Origin of the sequence: Streptomyces sp. NBC_01006 (assembly GCF_045162725.1) — a bacterium.
Classification (GTDB): Bacteria; Actinomycetota; Actinomycetes; order Streptomycetales; family Streptomycetaceae; genus Streptomyces.
The window spans coordinates 3,192,438-3,214,502 of record NZ_CP108700.1; the positions used below are offsets into that span (position 1 = coordinate 3,192,438).

Consider the following 22,065-nt stretch of genomic DNA (forward strand, 5'->3'; position numbering starts at 1 on the left):
TGGCCCGGAAGGATCCCGAACGCGCAGCAGGAGGACACGCATGGCAGAGCCCGAGCGGACGACCGAGCGGAAGCCGCGGCCCGCGCCGCTGCTCTTCGAGCCCTCGGAGGCCGCCACGGACCCGGAGCACTTCTTCGACCTGGAGTCGATCGAGGACCCGCGGGAGCTGCTGGCCCGCGCCACCGAGCTGACGCTCGCCTTCCGGGCGGCGCAGGAGCGGGCGGTGGAGTTCCAGGCGCTGGCCGCCGCGCAGCTCGCCGATCCGCGGCGGTTCGACCGGCTGCCGCCCGCGGAGATCGCCGCGCAGGCGGAGTGGACCGAGGACTACGCGCTCAAGATGATCGAGTTCGGCGAATCCCTCCAGCGCGAAGCGGGCCCGGACTCCCGGTAGCCGGGACCGCCGGGTGCGGCGGACATGCCCTCCGGCGTCGCACCTGGCATATGCGGGGCGCAACATAGCCCACCATCCCCCGTCCTGTCCCGGTTTTCCGTAACTCCTGGAAACCGGTTCGCTACGCCCGGTAGACCGGTCCGCATGACGACGCTCACGGCCGCACCCGCCTGCCCCGCCCCGCACGCAAGTACCGCCACCCACGTCACCCCCCAGGGCGCCGCCTGGCTCGCCTCCGCGTCCGCGCACCCGCACAGCACCCTCGCGCGGTGGGAGGCCCGGGCCACCGCCCCCGCCGTGCTGCCCTGCGGGACCGCCTTCGACGTCGTCAACGTCCCGCTCGTCCTCGGCCGCCGCATGCTCGACCTGCTCTGGGCCGAGGGCCCCGGCTCCGGGCCCGTGGCCGTGCACCGCGGGCGGATGCTGCTGTTCACCTCCACCGGGACCGCGCACCGCCTCCCCGCGCTGCTCGCCTGGGAGGAGTGGGGCAGCTGCGTGCCCGCGCCGCTGTGCCACGGCCACGGCGACGCCGTCACCGTGCCGCCGCTCGACGCCACCCCCGGCCCGTCCCGCTGGGTCGTCGCCCCCGACACCCGCACCCCCTGGCTGCCCGGACCCGAGGCACTCCTGTGGGCGTACCTCCGCGCCGCCCGAGCTGCGGATATCGATTTTTCCTTCCGGCCATCTCCCTGCTAATGTCTTCCTCGTCAGCAAGCGCCGCTAGCTCAGTTGGTTAGAGCAGCTGACTCTTAATCAGCGGGTCCGGGGTTCGAGTCCCTGGCGGCGCACAGACGGAAGAAGGCCCCCACGCGAGTGGGGGCCTTCTTCGTCGTACCGAGTCGTACCGAGTCGTACCGAGTCGTACCGAGTCGTACCGAGTCGTACCGAGTCGTACCGAGTCGTACCGAGTCGTACCGAGTCGTACCGAAGCGCTAGGTCGTGATCTTGACCGTGTACGCGCCCGACGGGGTCCGGTCCGCCACCTCGATCCTGATCCGCTCCCCCGGCACCGTGAACGACTCCCCCACCTCCAGCGGGGCGTCCGCCAGCGGCGGGTACACCGAGCGGTCCCAGCAGGCCTCCGAGTCCGGATGCCCGTCGAGCACCTCGATCGGCCCGCCGCCCGACGCCGCCTCGTTGCGCACCCGGTAGACCAGGACCCCCTCCGTACAGGTGTCCCCGTCGTTGCCGGCGGAGCCCCGCGCCTCGACCGCGATCGCGCTGCCGGGGCCCGTACGGATCACCGCGAGCCGGGTCCCGCCCGTGGCGCCGGGGGCCGGGGCCTGGGCCAGCGGCAGCAGGGTGTGCAGCGAGGAGCCGGACTGCACGCAGTCCACCTGGGAGGAGGACAGCCAGCCGAGCTTCCACTTGTGCCAGGCGAACAGGTCCGGCGCCATCCCGAACTGGCTGCCCATGACGTCCCAGTCGCCGACGTACGTGTCCCAGTCGCCCTTGCCGTCGGTCGGCCGGTGGTAGAGGTCGGGCAGGTCGAAGACGTGCCCGGTCTCGTGCGCGAGGACGTTGCGGTCCGGCGGGTGCCGCTCGAAGACGGTCACGATCCGCCGCAGGTCCGTTCCGTCCGCCCGGATCGGCCGGTCGAAGTTGACGACCTTGGTGGCGTCCGAGTCCACTCCTGGCGCGTCCGGGTCGGCGACGAAGTACACGACGTCGTACTGCGAGAAGTCCACCTCCCGGTCGGCGGCCGCGACCGCGTCCCGCAGGTACGCCGCCCGGTCCTGGGCCGCCCAGTCACGCTGTATCCCGTACGCCGTCGACGGCTTGGGCATCTGGATCCACCGCTCCTGCGGGTGCGGTTCCAGACGGAACCTCCCGTACGAGGCCCGTTCGAAGAAGTCGCTGGTGGCGGGGAAGTAGTCGCCGGTCAGCTGCCCGGTCGTGAGGGTGGTCCGGTGGTCGGGGAAGGAGAGGAAGACCATGACCGCGTGGAGGGTGCGCTCCGGCTTGGGGTAGGAGCGGTTCCAGGTGTCCAGGCCCAGGGAGTGGTGCGCCGAGGTGCGGGCGAGGGCGCACGGCCCGGCCCCCGGATCGGCGACCGCGGGACCGGCGACGAGCGACATGGCGGCGAGTGCCGTCAGGGAGGTGAGCGCGGCCGCCGTGCTTCTGATGCGGGAGCGTTCCACTCCCCCGGGTGTCTGCTGTCGCGGCACATCGACCTCCGGTGGTGGATTCGTACCATCTCGTCCCACCCTGAGGCGATTGTCTTACTAATGCCCTGTTCCGCTGCCCCACACGAGTGAGCACTACGGCAACTCGGTGACCCGGCGGGTTCACCCACACGCCTACAGAACGTCACGAGCGATCACGGGAGATCATCTAGGAGCTTTCGCTGCTCAGAGCCGTGCAGAAACGATCGCCCGGGGTGCGGCCGGCGGGCCGTCAGCACGCCGAAGTCCCGCGCCCCGCACGGCGACACCGCTGGATAGGGCCGTACGGTGCCTCTATGATCGGCACACTTTCCTGCACGGACACTCACGAGCAATGCGGGAGCCAACGGTGAGCGGAACCTCAGAGGGAACCGGTTCGGCGGCCGATAGCATCCGATCGGCCATTACGGAGCGTCACCAAGCAGTGCCGGCCATGCCGCCGACGCCGACCTTCACCGCGTCCGAGCTGCGCGATTACCGGGCCGCCTTCAACGCGGCCCACCTCGCGATGGCCGTCGTCGACCGCGCCGGCCACGTCGTCGCCGCCAACGACGCGCTGGCCGGGCTCCTCGGGACCGAGCCGCACGCGCTCCTCGAACAGAACGCGGCCGACCTCGTCGACCTGGGCGCCGAGGCCCGCACCTGGCAGGCGTACCAGGAGGTCCTCCGCGGCCGGCAGGCCAGACTGCGCTGCACCCGCCGCCTCAAACATCCCGACGGGCACTCGCTGTGGACCGAGGTCACCCTCGGCCCCGTGCCCGGCACCCGGGACGTGCTGCTGTCCGTCGCCGACATCAGCGACCGCCGCGACCTCCAGGCCCGGCTGCGCCACCTCCAGATGCACGATCCGGTGACCCGGCTGCCCAACCGGGCGCTGTTCTTCGAGCGGCTCTCCGCCGCCCTGGAGGCCTCCTCGTACGAGCAGGGCGGCACGGGCCGGATCGGCCTGTGCTACCTCGACCTCGACGGGTTCAAGGCCGTCAACGACACCCTGGGCCACCGGGTCGGCGACCGGCTGCTGACCGCCGTCGCGGCCCGGCTGACGCAGTGCGCCGACCAGTCCGGGTACGGACGCACCGGCGGGCACCTGGTGGCGCGCCTGGGCGGCGACGAGTTCGCCCTGCTGGTCGAGGACTCCACCGGCACCGAGCAGCTCGCCGACCTGGCCCGGAGCGTACTGGCCGCCGTACAGGAGCCGTTCGACCTGGCCGGGCAGCGGCTGTCGGTCTCGGCGTCGATCGGCGTGGTGGAGCGGGCCGCGGACGGGACCTCGGCGACCGGGCTGATGCAGGCCGCCGACACGACCCTGTACTGGGCGAAGGCGGACGGCAAGGCCCGCTGGACGCTGTTCGACCCGGAGCGCAACGCACACCGCATGACCCGCCAGGCGCTGACCTCGACCCTGCGGCCGGCCGTGGAGCGGGGCGAGTTCGCTCTGGAGTACCAGCCGCTCGTCGACCTGGAGAGCGGGGCGGTGCGCGGGGTGGAGGCACTGGTCCGCTGGAACCACCCGCAGTTCGGACTGCTGACGCCGAATCGGTTCATCGGAATCGCCGAAGAGGACGGCTCCATCGTCCAGTTGGGCCGGTGGGTGCTGAGGACCGCCTGCCGGCAGGCGCGGCGCTGGCAGATCGAACGACCCAGCGACTCCCCGGTCTTCGTCTCCGTCAACGTGGCGGTCCGCCAGGTGTGGGACTCCGACCTCGTCGGCGACGTCGCGGGGATCCTGGCCGAGACCGGACTGGCCCCGCAGCTGCTCCAGCTGGAGCTGACCGAATCGGCGGTGATGGGCTCCGCGGGCCGCCCGCTCCAGGCCCTCCAGGCGCTGAGCGACATGGGGGTGCGGATCGCCATCGACGACTTCGGCACCGGGTACTCGAACCTGGCCTACCTGAGCCGGCTGCCGGTGTCCGTGCTGAAGCTGGACGGCTCCTTCGTACGGGGCTTCCGGTACGAGGAGGGCACCCACCCGAACCCGGCCGACGAGACCATCGTCGAGGCCCTGGTGCAGCTCGCGCACCGGCTCGGGCTGACCGTGACGGCCGAGTGCGTGGAGACCGCCGGCCAGGCGGCCCGGCTGCGCCGCGTCGGCTGCGACACGGGCCAGGGCTGGCTGTACTCGCGCGCGGTGGCCCCGGAGCTGATCGCCGAGATGATCGGCACCCGCCCCGGGGCGTAGCCGTGCCGTGCCGTGCCGGGGCGGGGTCCGGGGCCGCTGCGCGGAGCTTTCTCCCCGCCCCGCCCTTTCTCCGTCTCCCGGGCTCCGCCCGGACCCCTAGAGGCTGCGCACGAAGGTGGCGAACGCCTCCGTGGCGACGGTGAAGGCGGGGCCCTCGGGGTTCTTCGAGTCCCGAACGGCAACCAGGCAGGGCTGGGCAGCGACTTCGACGCAGTCGCCGCCGGTGTTACCGCTGTACGAGGCCTTGCGCCAGGCGGCGGGGCCGAGGGGAGCGCACTCGACGCAGTCGCCGCCACTGGAGCCGCTGTAGGACGACTTACGCCACAGCGCGCCCGTCAGATTCTGGATGCTTCCCATAGCGTTCCTCCATCACGCGAGCGATCAGCTCTGCCGACGCCCGGGGGGAGAGGGCCTCGGCTTGCAGTCGAGCGTAGCCGACCGAACGCTCTTTGATCACTTGCGGGTTGGCCGTCATATGGCCGGAGTCGTAACTCTCGCAGTAGTGGATATCCGGGTCGTCGTCGAACCGCAGAAGGTTGAACGAGCCCATCATTCCCGCGTGCTGGCCGACACCGAACGGCAGCACCTGGATCTCCAGCCACTGCTGGCCCTGGAGGCTCAACAGGTGGGCGAGTTGGTTTCGCATGACCTCTCGGCCTCCGATCTCCCGGTGGAGAGCGGCTTCGTCCAGGACCACCCACAGAATCGGCGGGTTCTCGCGGGCCAGTATGCGCTGCCGATCCATGCGGGCTGCCACGGCGGTGTCCAGCGTGTCCGGGTTCTCGACGCCCAGCACCGCTCGCGCGTAGGCCTCCGTCTGGAGAAGCCCGTAGACCAACTGGCACTGGAACGTGGAGATGTACGTTGCCCGGGCCTCCATCTCCGCGTACGGCTGGAACCAAGTCGGGAGCACGCTCCGCAGGACCAGCCCCACCAGGCGGGAGAACGTCCCGTCCGTACCCAGCGCCGCGTCCACCCGTTCCGAGAAGTCCCGGGTCGGGACCCGCGTCGTGCACTCCACCTGGCCGATCAGCGAGCCGGTGCAGTAGATGATGTCGCCCAACTGCGTCTGTTTCAGCCCGGCGTGCTCGCGCAGCCGGCGCAGTTCGTAGCCGTAGTAGTCCAGCGGCGAGGCGCTGGGGTCGAGCTCGCGGGCCAGGACCATGGAACGGTCACCCCCATGAAGACGCGGGTCGGATTCACCTGTGGCCGAGCGTAGCGATGCCGACACGCTGCGATGTTCGGAATCCGGTAACCATGTGACACACCTCCGCCCCGCACCCGGGACACGGGTGCGGGGCGGGGTGTCGCTCGGCGCGGGGTGGGGGGAGATCAGCAGGCGCCGAGGTCCTTCCAGACACCCCACTCACCCGTGGTGCCCGGGGTCTCGTTCTGCGTCCACCACTGGGCCTTGTACTTGCGGCCGTTGTAGGACACCTCGTTGCCGCCGGTGTAGACGGTCCCCGCGACGTACGCCGGGGTCGAGCCGCAGCCCGTGGTCGGCGGGGTGGTCGGCGGCGTCGTGGGCGGGGTGGTCGGCGGGGTCGTCGGAGGCGTGGTGGGCGGGGTCGTCGGGGGCTGCGTGGTGCCGCCGAGGGAGTCCGAGATCTGGTTCAGCAGCGTGGTGTTGGCGTCCAGGCCGAGCAGGGAGTACATCATCGCGCCGGCCAGGCCGCGCTGCTTGCCGTAGTCGACCCGGGCCTGGATCGCCTTCTGGTTCAGGCCGGTGAAGAACTCGCCGTCCTTGTAGAAGTACGAGGCCTTGGCCTCGTCGTCCCAGAAGGTGGTCGCCGGGTTGTCGACGATCCCGCCGAGCTCCTTGTAGTTGGCGATGCCGGCCTGCTGGCTGGTGGGCCGGGCGCCGGAGGGGCCGGTCGCGGACTGCGCGAGGCCGTTGTTCGCCCCGGCGGGGACGCCCTTCCAGCCGCGGTAGTAGAACTCGTAGCCCAGCGTCAGCTTGTTGGCCGGGAAGCCGCCGGCGATGCCGTAGGCCGGCTTGCCGTCGATCCAGGAGTCGATCGCGTTGTCGATGCTGTACTTCTCGGTGCCCGGGGCGATCGGGTCCGTCGGGTCGCCGGCCGGGGAGTACAGCGGGGACTGGTGGTACGTCGGGCCGTCGCCGTCCCAGGCGCCGTGCATGTCGTACGTCATGATGTTCGCGTAGTCGAGGTACGAACCGATCTTGTCCGTCTCGATGTACTTGATCTTGTCCTGGCCGGCCGGGAGGGCCGCGGTCAGCAGGTACTTCTTGCCGCCGTTGGCCGCGCCGTAGGCGTCGAGCTGCTCGCGGAACTCCTTGAGCAGGAGCGTGAAGTTCTGCTTGTCCTCGGGGGCGTAGTGGTTGCCCAGGTGGCCGCCCGCGGAGCCGGGGTACTCCCAGTCGATGTCGATGCCGTCGAAGATGCCGGCCGCCGTGCCCGGACCGCCGTAGCCGCCGTCGACCGGCAGGTTGCCCTTGATGTACTGGTCGATGCAGGAGGAGACCAGCTTCTTGCGGGAGGCGTCGGTCTTCGCCGCGTCGCTGAAGTACTTCGAGTACGTCCAGCCGCCGATCGAAATATTGATCTTCAGGTTCGGGTACTTGGCCTTGAGCTGCTTGAACTGGTTGAAGACGCCGACGATCGGCTGGTCCCACTTGTCGGCGACGCCGCTGACGCTGTCCGCCGCGCTGAAGGACTTCTGGTAGTCGGCGTACGAGTCGCCCGCGCCGTCACCGGCGCTCGCGTTGTTGTCGTCGCCCGCCGCCTTGTTCGCCTCGAAACAGGTCAGGTTCGTCGGGTGGATGTTGCCGAACGAGTAGTTGATGACGTCCAGCTTGCCCGCTATGCCGCGGGTGTCGAGGTGCTTGGGGTAGAAGGCGCTCCCGTACACGCTCCACTGGTCGTAGTAAGCGATCTTGACGTTGCCGCCGCCCGCGACGGTGGCGGAGTCTGCGGCCTGTGCGGTGCCGAGCCCCGCGAAGCCCGCCAGCGCTCCGGCTGCGAGCGCGGCCGTGGCGGCGGCCGCGATGAGGGGTTTACGGATGTGCATGAACTGCCTCCGGGGGGTGGGAGGGGGAAGCAAGAGGTTCGGGTGGGAGAAGTGATAGCGATCTCCCGAGGTCCGAGTCAATGGTTTGGACCAAAGAAGGACTAGACCACTCGCCGGGTAAATCCCCTCGTCAGAGCCCTGCGCGCACACGAAAAACCGCCCGCCACCCCGGGTGACGAGCGGTTTAAGACTGCCTTATGGCCATCTCCGCGCAAGGTTGCGGCAACAAACCAGCCGAACCGTGCTCCGTGCGGTCAGTCAGCTCGCGGAGCCTCCACCGGCATCCCGTATACATCTGCGACGAGCTCGTAGGAGCGCAACCGGGCCGCCCCGCTGTGGGCGTTGGCGGTCAGCATCAGCTCGTCGGCGCCCGTCCGCTTGGCCAGGTCGTCGAGCCCGGAGCGGACCTCGTCGGGCGTGCCGTGGACGACGTTCGCGAGCCAGCCGTCCACGAACTCCCGCTCCAGCGGGGAGAAACCGTACGCCGCCGCCTCCTCGGGCGTCGGGATCAGCCCGGGCCGCCCGCTGCGCAGCCGCAGCATCGACAGCGCGCCCGTGAGGACTTGGGCGCGGGCCTGCTCGTCGGTGTCGGCGGCGAGCGCCGAGACCCCGATCACGGCGTACGGGGCGTCCAGTACGGCCGAGGGGCGGAAGGTCTGGCGGTAGAGGTCCAGCGCGGGCAGGGTGCCGGCCGCCGAGAAGTGGTGGGCGTACGCGAAGGGCAGGCCGAGCTCGGCGGCGAGGCGGGCGCTGAACCCGGAGGAGCCGAGCAGCCACAGCGGCGGCCGCCCGGCGGGGCCCTGCACGGGACCCGGCACCGCGTGGACGCGGGCGTAGGGGTGCCCGTCGGGGAAGTCGTCGTCGAGGAAGCGGGTGAGCTCCACGAGCTGCCGGGGGAACTCCTCGGCGGCCTCGTCGAGGCGGCCGCTTCCGCGCAGGGCGGCGGCCGTGCGGCCGTCGGTGCCGGGCGCGCGGCCGAGCCCGAGGTCGATCCGGCCCGGGGCGAGCGCCTCCAGGGTGCCGAACTGCTCCGCGACGGCGAGCGGCGCGTGGTTGGGCAGCATGACCCCGCCCGAGCCGAGCCGGATGCGGGAGGTGTGGGCGGCGAGGTGGGCCAGGATCACCGCCGGGGAGGAGCTGGCCACCCCGGGCATGGAATGGTGCTCGGCGACCCAGTGGCGGTGGTAGCCGCGGGACTCGGCGAGGCGCGCGATGTCGACGCTCGTACGCAGGGAGTCGTAGGCGGTGCTGCCGCTGCCGACGGTGACGAGGTCGAGCACCGAGAGCGGGACCGGCGCGTGGCCGCGTATCGTGCCCCGGATCGGATCCTCGCGGCGACCGCGGCCTCCGCGGTCTGCGCGATCTTCGCGGCCGCCCCGGTCCGCACCCCGACCCGCGTCCCCGGTGTCACTCATAGTCGCTCCCGCCTCGCTTCGCCGTCCGTACGAAGAACTCGAACCATCGGCGGGGCGCGGGCATTCCCGGCGCACTCCGGCAACGGGCTTGACCTTGGCATATGCCAATGGGGTAGACGGAGGCAGAGGGACGTGTTCGAGCCATCAATCTCATCAACAGGCGCTCCACGCGGGCCTCTTGATGGCTATCGTGGTAGGGCAAGCGGTAACAACCTGCTAGGGGGAAAACCGTGGCGCTGAAGCCCGAGCCGACCGCGCCGTTCCACTCGGTGCAGTACGCCCTGCGCGTACTCGAAACGATCGCCCGCCACACCGGCGGTGTGACCGATGTACAGATCGCGCGTGAGACCGGCCTGCCCGCGGTCCATCTCGCCCCCATGCTCCTCATGCTGCGCCGCGAGGGGTACGTACTCCAGGTGGCGGACGGCGCCTACGCCATAGGCGACTCGCTGGTGCTGCTCGGCTCCGGCATAGACCGGCAGCAGGCGCTCCAGAACAAGCTCCAGGACACCCTGGACCGGCTCCGGGATTCGGTGGGCGCGGCCGTCTACATCAGCCGGTACGTGGACGGCGAAGTGAAGATCACGCAGTTCGCGGACAGCCCGCGCACCCCGAAGGTGCACGAGTGGGTGGACTTCCGCTCCGCGGCACACGCCAGCGCGGTCGGCAAGTGCCTGCTGACGCAGCTCGACCAGAACGGGCGGCGTGACCACCTCTCGCGGCACAAGATCGCCCGGCTCACGTCGAAGACGATCGTGAACGAGCGGATCCTCTTCTCCAAGCTGGACGCCCAGCCGGCCACGGTTCCGGTGCTGGATCTCCAGGAGTACGCGGTGGGCACCGTCTGCGCCGCGGTACCGATCACGGCCGGGGCCTCGGTGGGCTGTCTGGCCCTGTCGATGCCGGTCGAGCACGCGCACCGGCTGCGGGCCGCGGCGGACGCGCTGAACCGGAAGGCCGCTCCCCTGCTGCTGTCGCTCACGCTCTGAGGCGTGGTGGGTGGGGAAGCCCGGAAAACACTTCGGGCGGTTCCCGGTGAACCGGAAACCGCCCGAAGTACAGGTGCGCCGCCAGGGACTCGAACCCCGGACCCGCTGATTAAGAGTCAGCTGCTCTAACCAACTGAGCTAGCGGCGCCTGACAGAGAAAATACTACCTGGTCCTCAGGGGTGCTCAAAACCAATACCCGGGGGCGCCGCCGATCTCCGATCAGCGCTCCAGGAGCTCGCCCCGGCCGTGCGCCGCGTACGCCGCCAGCAGCCCTGCGAGGTCCTCCGGAGCCAGGAGGCGGTAGCCGGAGCCGCCCGGCGGGGACCACCAGACCGGGTCCGGGCAGCGGAAGCCGGAGCGGCGCAGGGCGGCCCGGTGGATCTTGTTGGTCGCCGTCGTCGGCATGGACTCCACGATCCGGACGTAGCGCGGGGACATCTTCGTGCCCAGGTCCGGCTGGGCGGCCAGGAACGCGGAGAAGGCCTCCGGCGAGAACCGCTCCCCCTCCTCCAGGGCGACCGCCGCCATCACCTGGTCGCCGGCCACCTCGTCCGGCACCGCGTACACGGCGACCGCGGCCGCCGGGGACCAGCGCGCCAGGATGTTCTCGATCACCGCCGCGGCGAGGTTCTCGCTGTCGACCCGCAGCCGGTCGTCCGTACGGCCCGCGAAGTAGAGGAAGCCGTCCGCGTCGCGGAAGAAGAGGTCTCCCGTCCAGTACCAGCCGTCGCGGGTCCGCGCGGCCTGCGCCTCGGGGTTGCGCCAGTAGCCCTCGAACAGGCTCCGGCCGCGGTTGACCAGCTCGCCGATCGCCTCGGAGCCGTTGAGGAGGCGGCCCCGCCCGTCCAGGACGGCCGGCGGGCACTCCGTACCCGTCTGCGGATCGATCACCGCCAGGTCGTCCCCGGCACCGGCCCGGCCCAGGGCGCCCGGCGGGGTGTCCGCGGTGCGCTGTACGGAGGCCCCGCCCTCGGTTGCCCCGTACCCCTCCACCAGCCGGACCCCGAACCGCTCGGCGAAGCGGGCCGCGTCCACGGCGCCGGCCTCGGTGCCGAAGCCGAGGCGCAGGTGGTGGTCGCGGTCGTCGGGGCGGGGCTCGGTGGCCAGCAGGTACTGGACGGCCCGGCCGACGTAGGTGAAGTACGTCGCCCCGTACGCGCGGACGTCGGCCAGGAACGCGGAGGCGGAGAAGCGGGGGCGCAGCGCCACGGCCGCGCCCCCGGCGAGGGCGGGCAGCCAGTCGGCGATGACCGCGTTGCCGTGGAAGAGCGGCATGCAGACGTAGTGGACGTCGTCGGCGGTGATCGAGAACTGGCGGACCAGCGAGTCCGCGGCGGCGGCCAGCCGGCCCTGGCTGCAGAGGGCGGCCTTGGGGGCGCCGGTGGAGCCGGAGGTGAAGTAGAGGAGGAAGCGGGAGCCGGGGGCGGGGTCGGCGAGCACCGCCTCGCCCGGCTTCGCGGCCGCGTACGGGGCGAGCAGGGCGGCGTACTCCTCGGAGTCGGTCACGAGGATCCGTACGCCGGGCAGGTCTAGCCCGCGAAGCAGCGGCAGGTGGGCGCGCTCGGTGACCAGGATCCGGCAGTCGGTGTGCAGGATGTCGCGCGCCAGCTCGGGACCGCGCCGGGTGGGGTTGATCCCGGCGACGGCGGCCCCGGCGAGGGCCGCCGCGCCGAGCCAGAACGGGAACTCGGGGGTGTTGTCGAGCAGGACCCCGATGTGCGGTTCGGCGCCCTGGTCCAGCGGCAGGAGGTCGACGAGCAGCGCGGCGCGCGCGGCGGCCTCCTGGGCGGTCCGGTGGCGGCTGAGGACGGCGGTGTGCGTGCTGCCGCCGTACATCAGCCCCGGCCGGTGGTCGCCCCATTGGCGCGCTATGAGCTCCGCGACTGTTCCGGGTGTCGTCCGCATGCCGCCGGAGGGTAGCTGACGTCTCGTCAGAACTGAACGTCGGAGCAGGAGTAGAAGGCCATGGCGGTGTCGTTGACCGTCCAGACGGCCAGGATCATGTGCCGGCCCGTCTTGCCGCTCGGCATGGCGCCCTGGTGGACCGTGGTCATGTCGGGCCGGGCGCCGTTGTAGGCGACGGTGAGGAAGGGCTGGGATTCGAGGGAGGCGCGGGTCAGCGGCTTGGTGGGGTCCCAGCCGTTCTTGGTGACGTAGTACTTGAAGTCGGTGGTGGAGTGGTTGGCGGTGAACTGCCACCGGAAGCCGTAGCTCTGCCCGCTGGTCACCTTGGTGGTGGGCCAGGTGCCGCCGCGCGGGTCGTCGAGCTGCGCGAACTCGCTGTGCCCGCCGGAACATATCTGGCCGTCGGCCGGACCGGCGGCGGGGAAGCCCTTGTAGCCCTCGACGCTCTGCGGCTCCCACTGGATCGGGCCGCAGTCGGACACGGTCTTGTTGGCGCAGAGCTTCTGGCGGCTGATGGGGGTGTCCGTGTAGCCGTGGCTGCTCGCGGTGGGGGCGGCGAGCAGCGCCAGGCCGGCGATGACGCCGAGGCCGACCGTGGCGGCGCCGGCTCGTCTGGGCAGGTGAACGGGCATGCGGATGGGACGCATGATGCTCCTTGAACGTGGGGGGAGTCCGATGAGAGCGTGCGCATACGCGGGATTTAAGGTCTAGACCAAGTACCAGGCTATTGACGGGAGTTGGCCATGTCCAGACCAATGGGAGAACGGGTGGTCCGGCAGATTCCGGCCACCCGTTCTTCGTCAGCTGCGACCGCTGGACCGTTACTCGGGACGCCCCGTGTAGAAGGCGACGGTGAGGTCCTTCACTAGGGCCTTGCGCTCGTAGTCGTCGAGCTCGACGAGCCCGCGCGAGGTCAGCCGGTGGACGGTGTCGTCGACCGCGTCCACGACCGAGCTCAGCACCGTGTCCCGGTGCTTGGCGTCGATCGCCGCGACCCGGCGCCGGCGCATGGCCTCGGCGACCTCGGGGGCGTACTCGATCCGGGTCGGCTGGGCCGAGTACACCTCGATCCCGACCGCCTCGGTCTCGGTCGCCAGCATCCGCGTCAGCGCGTCGCCGACGGCCTCGGAGTCGCGCAGCGTCGGGGCGTCCTCGTGGAAGGCGTCGGCGGGCAGCTGGGACAGGACCCGGGCCATGGCCGATTCGACCTGCTCGGCGAGGTACTCGGTGTGGTCCTCGACGGCGAGGGTGGCCCGGGCCGTGTCCTTGACCTGCCAGACGACCTGGACGACGACCCGCAGGGCCAGGCCGCCGGAGTCCACGGCGGGCATGGGCTCGCTGCGCCAGTGCCGCAGCCGGACGTCGACGCGGCGGCGCAGCAGGAGGGGGCTGACCCAGGTGAGGCCGGTACGGCGGACCGTTCCGCGGTAGCGGCCGAAGAGGGTGAGCACCCAGGCGTGGCCGGCCTTGGCGCGGCCCAGTCCGCCGATCGCGAGCAGCGCGACGATGCCGAGGAAGGCGAGCGGGGGCCAGTGCGTGGCGCGGAGCCCCTGGTAGGCGCGGGGGGTCGCGCCGAAGGCCGCCACGAAGGCGGCGGGGACGGCCCCGGCCCGCCAGAGCACCGCCAGGCATCCGGTGAGGGCGAGCCCACCGACGCCGACGCCGACCCAGCCGGGCAGTACGGGCCCGCGGTGCTCCCGCAGCCGCTCGTCCCCGCGCGGCACCCGCCGCCCGGGCGCGGGCCGCGCCGCTCGGGGGCGCGCGGCGGGGGCCGGTTCGCGGGCGGGCGCCGGGGCCGGGGCCCCGACCGGGCGGGACTCCGCGGGGAACGGCAGGTGCACGGGCACCTCGGTGGCGGCGGCCCCGCGCGCGGCTCCGACCCGCGGCAGATCCTCCGTGTCCCCCTCCGCCATCCCCCGCGCCACGGCCCGCGCGACGATGTCCCCCACGGCAGGCCCGGGCACCGCGGCGTGGGGCTGCGGAACGTCAGGGGCGTCCGACGCCGCGGACTCGGCCCCGGATCCGGCCTCCGGGGCAGCGGGCGGCCAGGGCTCGCCGTACCGCTGCGCGGGACGATCCGCCCCCGGCTCGGAACCGGCGGCCGGCCAGACCTGACCGAGCGTCCGGGGCCCGGTCCGGGCTTCGCCCTGCGGGACGGCGAGCGGCCACGGCGCGCCCTGCGTGGGCGCGGAACCGTCAGCCCCGGGCCCCGCCTCGGGCCCGCCGGGCGGCAGGACCCGGGCGTGCGCGGGGTGGCCCGGCAGCGGCTGCGCCTCGGGGCCGGCCGGGGGCCAGAGCTGGGCGTGCGGGGGCGGAGGTTCGGCCGGGCCGTCGAAGCTCCGCAGGCGCAGGGTGGACACCCCCGGGTGCGCAGCCGGGCCCGGTACGGAGACCGGCGGATCGGGCTCCTGGCCGTACTCGGCGCGGTCGCCGGCCCCGGCCAGCGCGTGCACCGGCTCGGGCTCGACCCGGATCCGGGCCGCCGGGACCTCGCTCACGGCGCTGTCCGCGGCCGGCCGCCCGTGCGGGAGGGCAACCCCGATCGGCCCGGCCACCATCCTGACGGGGACCCCGGCAACCCAGGCCGGGGCTGCCGTGTCGGCGGCGGCCACGCCCGGAACTGCGCCCTCCGGACCGGGAACCCGGTCCGCCTGAAGCTCGGACTCGGAACAGGCCCGAACCCCGCTCGCCGCCGGGGCGGCGGCCCCGACGGGAGCCTCGCACTCCGAACCGGACCGGGTCGTGTGCCGAACCTCGGCCGGAGGCTGCGGGACCGACCCGCTCCGGGTCCCGTACGGAAACCCGGCCTCGGACCCGGCCTCGGGCCGGAGGTCGGCCCCCTGCCCGGGCTGAGCCGCGTGCGGGGCCGGGATCACCGCCGCGGCAGCGACCGGCTCCGGCTCGGGCCGGGCCGTGTGCGGGCGGAGGGCCGGGGCGTCGCCCGTGACTCGTACCGCCGGGGCCTGCGGGGGCGCGGGCGGTACACGGAAGGTGCCCGTCGTCGAGGTGGTGCGCGTGGGGTACATCGTTGCCTCCGTCATGCGAACAGCCGGCGCCAGGTTTCCGGGCCCGGGTAGCCGTCGGCCGCGGCTCCGCGCCAGCCCTGGGCGCGCTGGAAGGCCTCGACACTGCGACGGTCGGCCTCGCTCCAGCGGGGCCCCGGGCCGGACGTGTAGTTCTTGCCGAAGCCCTTCTTCACCAGCTGGCGGCCAAGGGCGGTGATCAGCGGGTTCGAGGACCCGGGGCGGAACACCGACAGCCCCGGATAGCCGGGCACCCGGGCCGGGATGCCCGGCACCCCGGCCGGACTGCCGGGCGTCCCGGCAGCGCCCGGCTTGGGGACGGTGCCCGGTCTGGGGGGCGAGCCCGGGGCGCCTTCCACCGTGGGGCGGATGTCCTTGCCCTTGCGCTCGACCAGCAGTTGCCAGGTGTGCGCGCCCGGGATGCCGTCGGCGTCCGTGCCCGTCCAGCCCTGCGCGCTCTGGAAGGCCTGCGTGGCCAACCGGTCGGCGTCGCTCCACGCCGCGCTCGCGCCCTTCGGGTAGAAGCGCCGCCCGCCCCGCTCGATCAGCATCCGGGCCAGCTGGGCGACGTACTCGTTGTTCGCGCCCGGACCGAACTGCGTGGCGCCGGGGAAGACCGTCGGGACCGCCGGCTTCGGGTCGGTCGCCGCCGGGTCCTCGGCGAGGCCGCCCGTCACCCCGTTGAACCGGTACGGGACGTACTTCGTCGCGTTGTTCCAGTAGCCGTACGGCGTGGCCCCCGTGCGCGTGTTCGGGCGGGTCTGCTCGTACGCGACGTAGTGCGTGCGCGTCTCGTCGACCCACCCCCCGAAGAGCACCACGTGCGAGCCGTTGGTCGGGTCCGAGGGGTTGTGGAAGAGCAGCATGTCCCCCGGCAGCAGCTCCTCCTTCGTGATCTTGGTGGCGAATTTGTCGAGACTGCCGGTCCACTCGTTCGTACCAAGGTTCCAGGCCATCGAGACGTAGCCGGAGCAGTCCTGCCGGTAGCCGTCCGACCAGTACGTGGACATGCTGTACGGGACCTTCGCGTCCAGCCACAGCTTCGCCCGCGTGATGATCGACGTCCGGTCGGTCCGCTTGAGGGCCGACGGCGCACCCGGCGCGCCCGCCGGCTTCGCCGGGGCCGGGCGTCCGTGCAGCGGGGACCGGCCGCCCTGCGGGGAGCCCGGGGTGTCGATGGAGACCGGCCCCGGGCCGGGGACCGGGGTGGCCGCAGCCAGGGCCGCCGAGCCGCCACCGCCGAGGACCACGCCCGCCGCGGTGGCGAGCACCAGCGCCCGGCGGGCGCCGCGCGCGGCCGGGTGGCCGCCGTCCCGGAGCGGTATGGCCCGCGCGCGGGCGAGGGCACGGCGGCGCTGCGCGCAGCCCAGGCAGACGCAGTCGCCTGCGGGCTCGTACTCCTCGAAAGCGGGCACCGGCATCGGCATCGCTGCCGGCTCCATCGGCGCAGGCATCTGCACATGCATCGGCGGCTGGATCGTCATGCGGTTCCGTCCACTCCCCTGCTCGTCGCTGGTCAGGCGGGCCCCACATCTGTCGGGGCATCAGATTCGGCTCAGCCCAGACATATCGTGCACGATAAACCCCTCAAACATGGGTTAATCGGACAAGGTGGGCGCGGCTGGTCACGAGCACCACTGGAGGTGGGGTAGAGTTTTCTCTGTCAGCAGGCGCCGCTAGCTCAGTTGGTTAGAGCAGCTGACTCTTAATCAGCGGGTCCGGGGTTCGAGTCCCTGGCGGCGCACAGACGAGAAGAAGCCCCCCGCAGCGAAAGCTGCGGGGGGCTTCTTCGTCATGTGCTCTCACGCCGGCGCGCCGGGCCGGACCCCTCCCGTCAGGTAGGCCGACACGACCACGTTCGCCGTGTACTCCTTGGCCGCCTTGTCGTACGTGCCCCCGCAGGTCACCAGGCGCAGCTCCGCCCGGCCCTTGATCCGCGGGCCGTACGCCCGGTGCGCGTCGAAGCGCGCCCGCTCGTAGACCCGTACCTCCTCGATCGTGAACTCGGCGACCGAACCGTCCGCCCGGACCACCCGCACCGTGTCCCCCGGCCGCGCCGTGCTCAGGCCGTAGAACACCGCCGGCTTCGACGCCGTGTCCACGTGCCCGACCAGCAGCGCGGCCCCGGCCTCGCCGGGCTTGGCCCCGCCGCCCCACCAGCCGACCGTGCCGGGACGGTCGTACGGCGGCGGCTCGATCGCGCCCTGGGCGTCGAGGCCCCGGGAGACCACCGGTGCCTGGATGCCCATCGACGGTACGTCGACCCGCGCGGGGAGGGAAGCCGCCAGCGGGGTGTGCGCCGCGGGCAGCCCCGGGACCGGGAGCGCAGAGCCGCCGGCCGGTGCGGACGACGGGCTCGGCGGGACGCCGGTGATCTCCCGGCCCCACAGCCACAGGCCGAGCACCAGCACGGACCACGCGGCGAAGGTCAGCAGCCGCCCGCCGCCGGAGGACCTCGGCTCCCCCGAGCCCGTCACCGGCGTGCCCTCACTCGCCGCTGCGGCGCCGGCGCAGGGTCAGCGCCCGGAACGCGACGGCCAGCGTGGCCGCGGCGGCCAGCACGGCGCCGACCACGGTGTGCGGGAGGCCGGGGCCCTGGCCGCCGTGGTTCTTCCTCGCCGCCGCGGCCTGGTCCTGCGCCGCCTCGGCCGCCCGCACCGCCCGGTCCGTCGCCGCGAGCTCGGCGGACATCCCGCCGCCGCCCGCGTGGACGGGCCAGACGGGCGTCTGGTGGGGGTTCGGCCGGTCGCGCTCCCGCTCCTTCTCGCGGTCGTCGCGGCGGCGGAGCACCTCGACGGTGCCGCGCAGGCGGTCCTCGCCCCCGTCGCACTTCACCTTGATGTCGTGCAGGCCGGGCTGTGCCTGCGAGCTGATCATCGCGTCACCCGAGAGCGACTTGTCCCCCTCGCGGCCGGAGGACAGGTGGACCTCCGACACGAACGCGGCGGACTTGGCGGTCGCCCATTTGTCCTCACAGCCGTGGACGCGCAGCTTGACCTGCGCCCCCGGTTCGGCCTGGCGCGGATCGACCGAGACGCTGCCGCTTTTCTCCTCGCCGGCCGCCAGGGCGGTGGGCGAGGACACGGCGGTGAGCGCCGTCAGGGCGACGGCCACCCCGGTGACACGGAGAGCGAACAGAGCACTGCGCATGGTGAACCTCCTCAACAAGGAGGTTCACGCGCGGCGCACCGCTCCGCATCCGGAGCGCCGCGCGCTTGACCCGTTCGGATCAGACGAGATCGACCAGGTCGGCGATCGAGTCGACGGTCTTGGTCGGCCGGTACGGGAACTTCTCGGTGTCCGTGGCGGAGGTCAGTCCGGTCAGCACGAGGAAGGTCTGCATCCCGGCCTCCAGTCCGGCCAGGACGTCGGTGTCCATCCGGTCGCCGATCATCGCGCTGCTCTCGGAGTGCGCGCCGATGGCGTTCAGGCCGGTCCGCATCATCAGCGGGTTGGGCTTGCCGGCGAAGTACGGCTGCTTGCCGGTGGCCTTGGTGATCAGCGCGGCGACGGCGCCGGTGGCGGGCAGCGGGCCCTCGGTGGAGGGGCCGGTCTCGTCGGGGTTGGTGCAGATGAAGCGGGCGCCCGCGTTGATCAGGCGGACCGCCTTCGTCATCGCCTCGAAGCTGTACGTACGGGTCTCGCCGAGGACCACGTAGTCGGGCTCGTGGTCGGTCAGGATGTAGCCGATGTCGTGCAGGGCGGTGGTCAGTCCGGCCTCGCCGATGACGTACGCGGTGCCGCCCGGGCGCTGGTCGTCGAGGAACTTGGCGGTGGCGAGGGCCGAGGTCCAGATGTTCTCGACGGGGACGTGGAGGCCCATGCGGGAGAGGCGGGCCTGGAGGTCGCGCGGGGTGTAGATGGAGTTGTTCGTCAGGACCAGGAAGGGCTTGCCGGATTCGCGCAGCCGCTTGATGAAGGCATCGGCGCCGGGGATCGGGGTGCCTTCGTGGATCAGGACCCCGTCCATGTCGGTGAGCCAGGATTCGATCGGCTTGCGCTCTGCCACTGGATTGTTCTCCGCTCTCGGTGGCCGTACCTCTGACCTGTGACCGCCGACCTGTGGCCTGTGGTCTCTACCACCCTATCGGGGCCGGGCCGCGGACGCCGAGGGCGTCCACAGCCCGGACCCCTGCCCGGCTGCGTGGATCAGCCGAGCTTGACGTTGTCGACGGTCCAGTACCAGTTGTTGGTGCCGGCGTAGCGGAAGCGGACCTGGACGTCGGTGGCGCCGGCCGGGACCTGGAGGGTCAGGGACTCCGCCTTGGCGACCGCGTCGGCGGTGTAGCTCTTGACGACCGTGGGCGCACCGCCGTTGTAGGAGACCAGGACCTGGGCGGTCTGGCCGGCCTCGTGGTGGTAGTGGGTCTGGAAGGTCAGGTTCTTCGTGGTGCCGCCGGTCACGGCCCACTTGGGAGTGATGAGGGTGGAGTCGTAGGAGCCGGTGTGGGACTTGTCGTCCCACTCGTCGGAGTCGGCGACGGCGAACACGTCACGGGAGCGGACGTTCAGCTCGCGCCACTGGTCGCGCTGGGACTGGCTCCAGAACTCGTCGGTCGCGAAGGCCCAGCCGGCCCACTCGGTGACACCGCCGGTGCCCATCTTGGAGTTGTCGATCGACCAGCCGGCCGGCGGGGTGTGCGTGAAGCCCTTCACGCCCGCCGGGATGCCCGTCTCGTCCACGCGGGCCTGGAGGTTCGGCCGCAGGGTGTCGAACGGGTCGTTGTCGTCGGGGGCGTTCAGCGCAATGCCGTCGATCGCCGAGCCGGCGTCGACGCCGACCTGCGCCATCACGGTGGCCGCCACGTCGACGAGCTTGACGTCGCCCCGGACCGAACCGGCCGGGATGCCCGCGCCCTTGGCGATGACGAAGGTGCCGCGCTCCTGGATGGTGGAGCCGCCGTGGCCGCCCGCGTCGGTGTGCCCGTGGTCGGTGGTGACCAGGATCTTCCAGTTCTCCTGGGCGTACGTGGGGCGGTTCTGCACGGCGGTGAGCAGCTGGCCGACCATCACGTCGACGCGGCCGATCGCGTCGAGGTACTGCTGGCTGGCGGCGCCGTACGAGTGCCCGGCGCCGTCGACCTGGCCGAAGTAGACGAACGCGGCGTCCGGGTTCTGGCCCTGCAGTTCGGCGGAGGCCGCGGCGGCGATCTTCGGGTCCTCGGTGCCGTAGCCGTCGCGGTCGCCCTTGAGGCTGAGGCGCTTGTCGACCTTGGCGGAGAAGATCGGGCCGCCCGCGTCGGTGGAGGTGATGGGCTCCCAGTCGGCGGCCGCGTACGTGTTGAGCGACGGCTTGGCGTTCTCGATACGGGTCAGGAAGTCGGGGTAGGCCGTGTAGTTCTTGCCGGTGAAGGTGTTGTCCTTCACACCGTGCTTGTCGGGCCAGACGCCGGTGGCGATGGTGGACCAGCCGGGGCCCGAGGAGGTGGCGGCCATCGGGTTCGCGTAGAGGGTGCTCTTCGCGGTGAGGCCCTGGGCCATCAGGCCCTGCAGGTTGGGGGCGTTGGCGGCCTTGACGCGGTCCAGGACCGTGCCGTCGATGCCGATGACGAGGACCTTGTCGGTGGTGGCGGCGGTGGCGGCCGTCTCGGCGGTGGCGGTGTGCGCGCCGAGGGCGGTGGCGAGCAGGGCCGTGGCGGTGGCGGTCACGGCGAGGGCGCGTCCTGACAGGACAGTGGGCACGTACTCCTCCGGGAGTAATCGTGGGGAAGGCGCAGGTGGACTTGCGTGCGGACGTGCGGGCACGGATGCGTGCGGACATGCGCCGGGTCCGGACCGAAGGTGCGGCCTTCGGTCCAGACCCGTTATGCAAGCGTCACTTTCCTGGTCGTGGGTGACCAGGAGGCGACCAATCAGCTGCCGGTTGCCGACTTCCACGCGTCGACGTAGCTCGCCAGGTTCTTGTCGATGTCGGCCCAGTCCGGCTCGAAGACCTCGACGCCGGTCATCAGCTTGGTGAGCTCGACGGCGTTGGCGTCGGTCGGCTTGACGTCGGTGCGCGCCGGGAAGCCGCCGCCGACCTCGCTGACCAGCTTCTGGGCTTCCTCGCTGAGCAGGAAGTCGAGGAGCTTCTTGCCGTTCTCGGTGTGCGGGGCCTTGTCCACCAGGCCGGCCGCGTACGGCAGGGCGAAGGTGGTCGGCTTGCCGCCGTCCTTGGCCGGGAACCAGATGCCCAGGTTCGGCATGGACTTCGACTGCGCGAAGTTCATCTGGACGTCGCCGTTGGCGACGAGCAGCTCGCCCTTGTCGGTCTTCGGCGCGAGCTTGCTGGTGGAGGAGGACGGGCCGACGTTGTTGGACTGGAGCTTCTTCAGGTACTCCAGCGCCGGCTCCTTGCCGCCGAAGTCGTGCATCGCCTTGACGAGGACGGCGGTGCCGTCGCCCGCGACACCCGGGGTGGAGTACTGGAGCTTGCCCTTGTACTTGGCGTCCAGCAGCTCTTCCCAGGTCTTGGGCGCCTCCGTCAGCTCCTTCTTGTTGTAGATGAAGCCGAAGTAGTTGTTGACGACCGAGGTCCACTTGCCGTCGGCGGCCTTGTTGGCGCCGTTGACCTTGTCGGAGCCCTGCGGCTTGTAGGCCTGGAGCAGGCCCTTGCCGTCCGCCTGCTGGATGAACGGCGGGAGGGTGACGATCACGTCGGCCTGGGTGTTGGTCTTCTCGCGGACGGCGCGCTGCACCATCTCGCCCGAGCCGCCCTCGACGTACTTGACCTCGATGCCGGTCTTCTTCGTGAACTCGGCGAAGACCTTGTCGTACCAGCCGTCGCCTTTCTCGCTCTTGAGGCCGTCGGCGCTGTAGACGGTGACGACCTTCTCGCCGCCGTCCTTGGACTCGGCGGGGGTGGTCGAGCCGCCGCAGGCGGTGAGGCCGCCGGCGAGGGCGAGGCTGCCGGTGACGGCGGCGGTGACACGGAGGAGGCTGCGACGACCGTTGGGGTTTCTGGACATGGGGAAGAACTTCCTTACGG

At 71.9% G+C, this 22,065-nt stretch carries 17 protein-coding genes, 3 tRNA genes and 1 pseudogene; 6 read left to right on the top strand and 15 right to left on the bottom strand.

The window, feature by feature from the left end:
* The first annotated feature begins 40 nt into the window (after positions 1-40).
* The 3 genes and pseudogenes from OG509_RS14450 to OG509_RS14460 all read left to right on the top strand — a co-directional run bounded on the left by OG509_RS14450 (position 41) and on the right by OG509_RS14460 (position 1,179).
* On the top strand, positions 41-391 hold the full coding sequence (locus OG509_RS14450) for a hypothetical protein (protein ID WP_406182991.1): 351 nt from the start codon (positions 41-43) through the stop codon (positions 389-391).
* Positions 392-535: 144 nt separating this feature from the next.
* A pseudogene (locus tag OG509_RS14455) lies at positions 536-1,115 on the top strand (hypothetical protein).
* Positions 1,106-1,179: transfer RNA gene (locus tag OG509_RS14460), tRNA-Lys, on the top strand. Before OG509_RS14455 ends, OG509_RS14460 begins: the two are co-directional and overlap by 10 nt.
* A 144-nt stretch (positions 1,180-1,323) precedes the next feature.
* Here the strand turns inward: OG509_RS14460 and OG509_RS14465 are convergent.
* The gene (locus tag OG509_RS14465; RefSeq protein WP_406182992.1) at positions 1,324-2,559 is read right to left on the bottom strand and encodes a M6 family metalloprotease domain-containing protein; all 1,236 of its coding nucleotides are present in this window, start codon (positions 2,557-2,559) and stop codon (positions 1,324-1,326) included.
* Positions 2,560-2,989: 430 nt separating this feature from the next.
* On the opposite strand from OG509_RS14465, the gene OG509_RS14470 reads away from it, so the two are divergent.
* A complete protein-coding gene (locus tag OG509_RS14470; RefSeq protein ID WP_406182994.1) occupies positions 2,990-4,735 on the top strand; it encodes a putative bifunctional diguanylate cyclase/phosphodiesterase in 1,746 nt (581 codons plus the stop codon).
* A gap of 96 nt (positions 4,736-4,831) precedes the next feature.
* On the opposite strand, the gene OG509_RS14475 is transcribed toward OG509_RS14470, so the two are convergent.
* The 4 genes from OG509_RS14475 to OG509_RS14490 form a co-directional block, all read right to left on the bottom strand.
* Complete coding sequence (locus OG509_RS14475) at positions 4,832-5,092, bottom strand: DUF397 domain-containing protein (RefSeq protein WP_406182995.1); 261 nt, start codon at positions 5,090-5,092, stop codon at positions 4,832-4,834.
* Positions 5,052-5,900 (bottom strand): helix-turn-helix domain-containing protein, encoded by an 849-nt coding sequence (locus tag OG509_RS14480; RefSeq protein ID WP_406182996.1) that lies wholly within the window; start codon positions 5,898-5,900, stop codon positions 5,052-5,054. Before OG509_RS14480 ends, OG509_RS14475 begins: the two co-directional genes overlap by 41 nt.
* Positions 5,901-6,067: 167 nt before the next feature.
* Entirely contained in the window at positions 6,068-7,765 is a 1,698-nt protein-coding gene (locus OG509_RS14485; RefSeq protein ID WP_406182997.1) for a glycosyl hydrolase family 18 protein, read from the bottom strand.
* A 254-nt stretch (positions 7,766-8,019) separates the two neighbouring features.
* A complete protein-coding gene (locus tag OG509_RS14490) occupies positions 8,020-9,180 on the bottom strand; it encodes an LLM class flavin-dependent oxidoreductase (protein ID WP_406182998.1) in 1,161 nt (386 codons plus the stop codon).
* 230 nt (positions 9,181-9,410) lie between these two features.
* On the opposite strand from OG509_RS14490, the gene OG509_RS14495 reads away from it, so the two are divergent.
* Positions 9,411-10,169 (top strand): IclR family transcriptional regulator, encoded by a 759-nt coding sequence (locus tag OG509_RS14495; protein ID WP_030297926.1) that lies wholly within the window; start codon positions 9,411-9,413, stop codon positions 10,167-10,169.
* A gap of 74 nt (positions 10,170-10,243) precedes the next feature.
* On the opposite strand, the gene OG509_RS14500 is transcribed toward OG509_RS14495, so the two are convergent.
* The 5 genes from OG509_RS14500 to OG509_RS14520 form a co-directional block, all read right to left on the bottom strand.
* Positions 10,244-10,317 (bottom strand) — tRNA-Lys (locus tag OG509_RS14500).
* Between the two features lie 72 nt (positions 10,318-10,389).
* Entirely contained in the window at positions 10,390-12,075 is a 1,686-nt protein-coding gene (locus tag OG509_RS14505) for an AMP-binding protein (RefSeq protein ID WP_406183000.1), read from the bottom strand.
* A 26-nt stretch (positions 12,076-12,101) separates the two neighbouring features.
* The gene (locus tag OG509_RS14510; RefSeq protein ID WP_406183001.1) at positions 12,102-12,722 is read right to left on the bottom strand and encodes a lytic polysaccharide monooxygenase; all 621 of its coding nucleotides are present in this window, start codon (positions 12,720-12,722) and stop codon (positions 12,102-12,104) included.
* A gap of 174 nt (positions 12,723-12,896) precedes the next feature.
* Positions 12,897-15,101 carry an SPFH domain-containing protein gene (locus OG509_RS14515; RefSeq protein WP_406183003.1) on the bottom strand — a complete coding sequence of 735 codons (2,205 nt, stop codon included), beginning with the start codon at positions 15,099-15,101 and terminating at the stop codon, positions 12,897-12,899.
* An 11-nt stretch (positions 15,102-15,112) separates the two neighbouring features.
* Positions 15,113-16,519: a peptidoglycan-binding protein gene (locus tag OG509_RS14520; protein ID WP_406187575.1), complete on the bottom strand. Its 1,407-nt coding sequence runs from the start codon at positions 16,517-16,519 to the stop codon at positions 15,113-15,115.
* Between the two features lie 249 nt (positions 16,520-16,768).
* Here OG509_RS14520 and OG509_RS14525 point away from each other — a divergent pair.
* Positions 16,769-16,842: transfer RNA gene (locus OG509_RS14525), tRNA-Lys, on the top strand.
* Between the two features lie 58 nt (positions 16,843-16,900).
* Here OG509_RS14525 and OG509_RS14530 read toward each other — a convergent pair.
* From OG509_RS14530 to OG509_RS14550, 5 genes are all read right to left on the bottom strand, one after another.
* A complete protein-coding gene (locus OG509_RS14530) occupies positions 16,901-17,575 on the bottom strand; it encodes a class F sortase (protein ID WP_406183005.1) in 675 nt (224 codons plus the stop codon).
* A gap of 10 nt (positions 17,576-17,585) precedes the next feature.
* Positions 17,586-18,248 carry a hypothetical protein gene (locus OG509_RS14535; protein ID WP_406183006.1) on the bottom strand — a complete coding sequence of 221 codons (663 nt, stop codon included), beginning with the start codon at positions 18,246-18,248 and terminating at the stop codon, positions 17,586-17,588.
* A gap of 79 nt (positions 18,249-18,327) precedes the next feature.
* On the bottom strand, positions 18,328-19,107 hold the full coding sequence (locus OG509_RS14540; protein WP_406183007.1) for an HAD-IIA family hydrolase: 780 nt from the start codon (positions 19,105-19,107) through the stop codon (positions 18,328-18,330).
* A gap of 140 nt (positions 19,108-19,247) precedes the next feature.
* Positions 19,248-20,780 (bottom strand): alkaline phosphatase family protein, encoded by a 1,533-nt coding sequence (locus tag OG509_RS14545; protein ID WP_406183009.1) that lies wholly within the window; start codon positions 20,778-20,780, stop codon positions 19,248-19,250.
* Positions 20,781-20,950: 170 nt separating this feature from the next.
* The gene (locus tag OG509_RS14550) at positions 20,951-22,045 is read right to left on the bottom strand and encodes a 2-aminoethylphosphonate ABC transporter substrate-binding protein (protein WP_406183011.1); all 1,095 of its coding nucleotides are present in this window, start codon (positions 22,043-22,045) and stop codon (positions 20,951-20,953) included.
* Positions 22,046-22,065 lie beyond the last annotated feature (20 nt).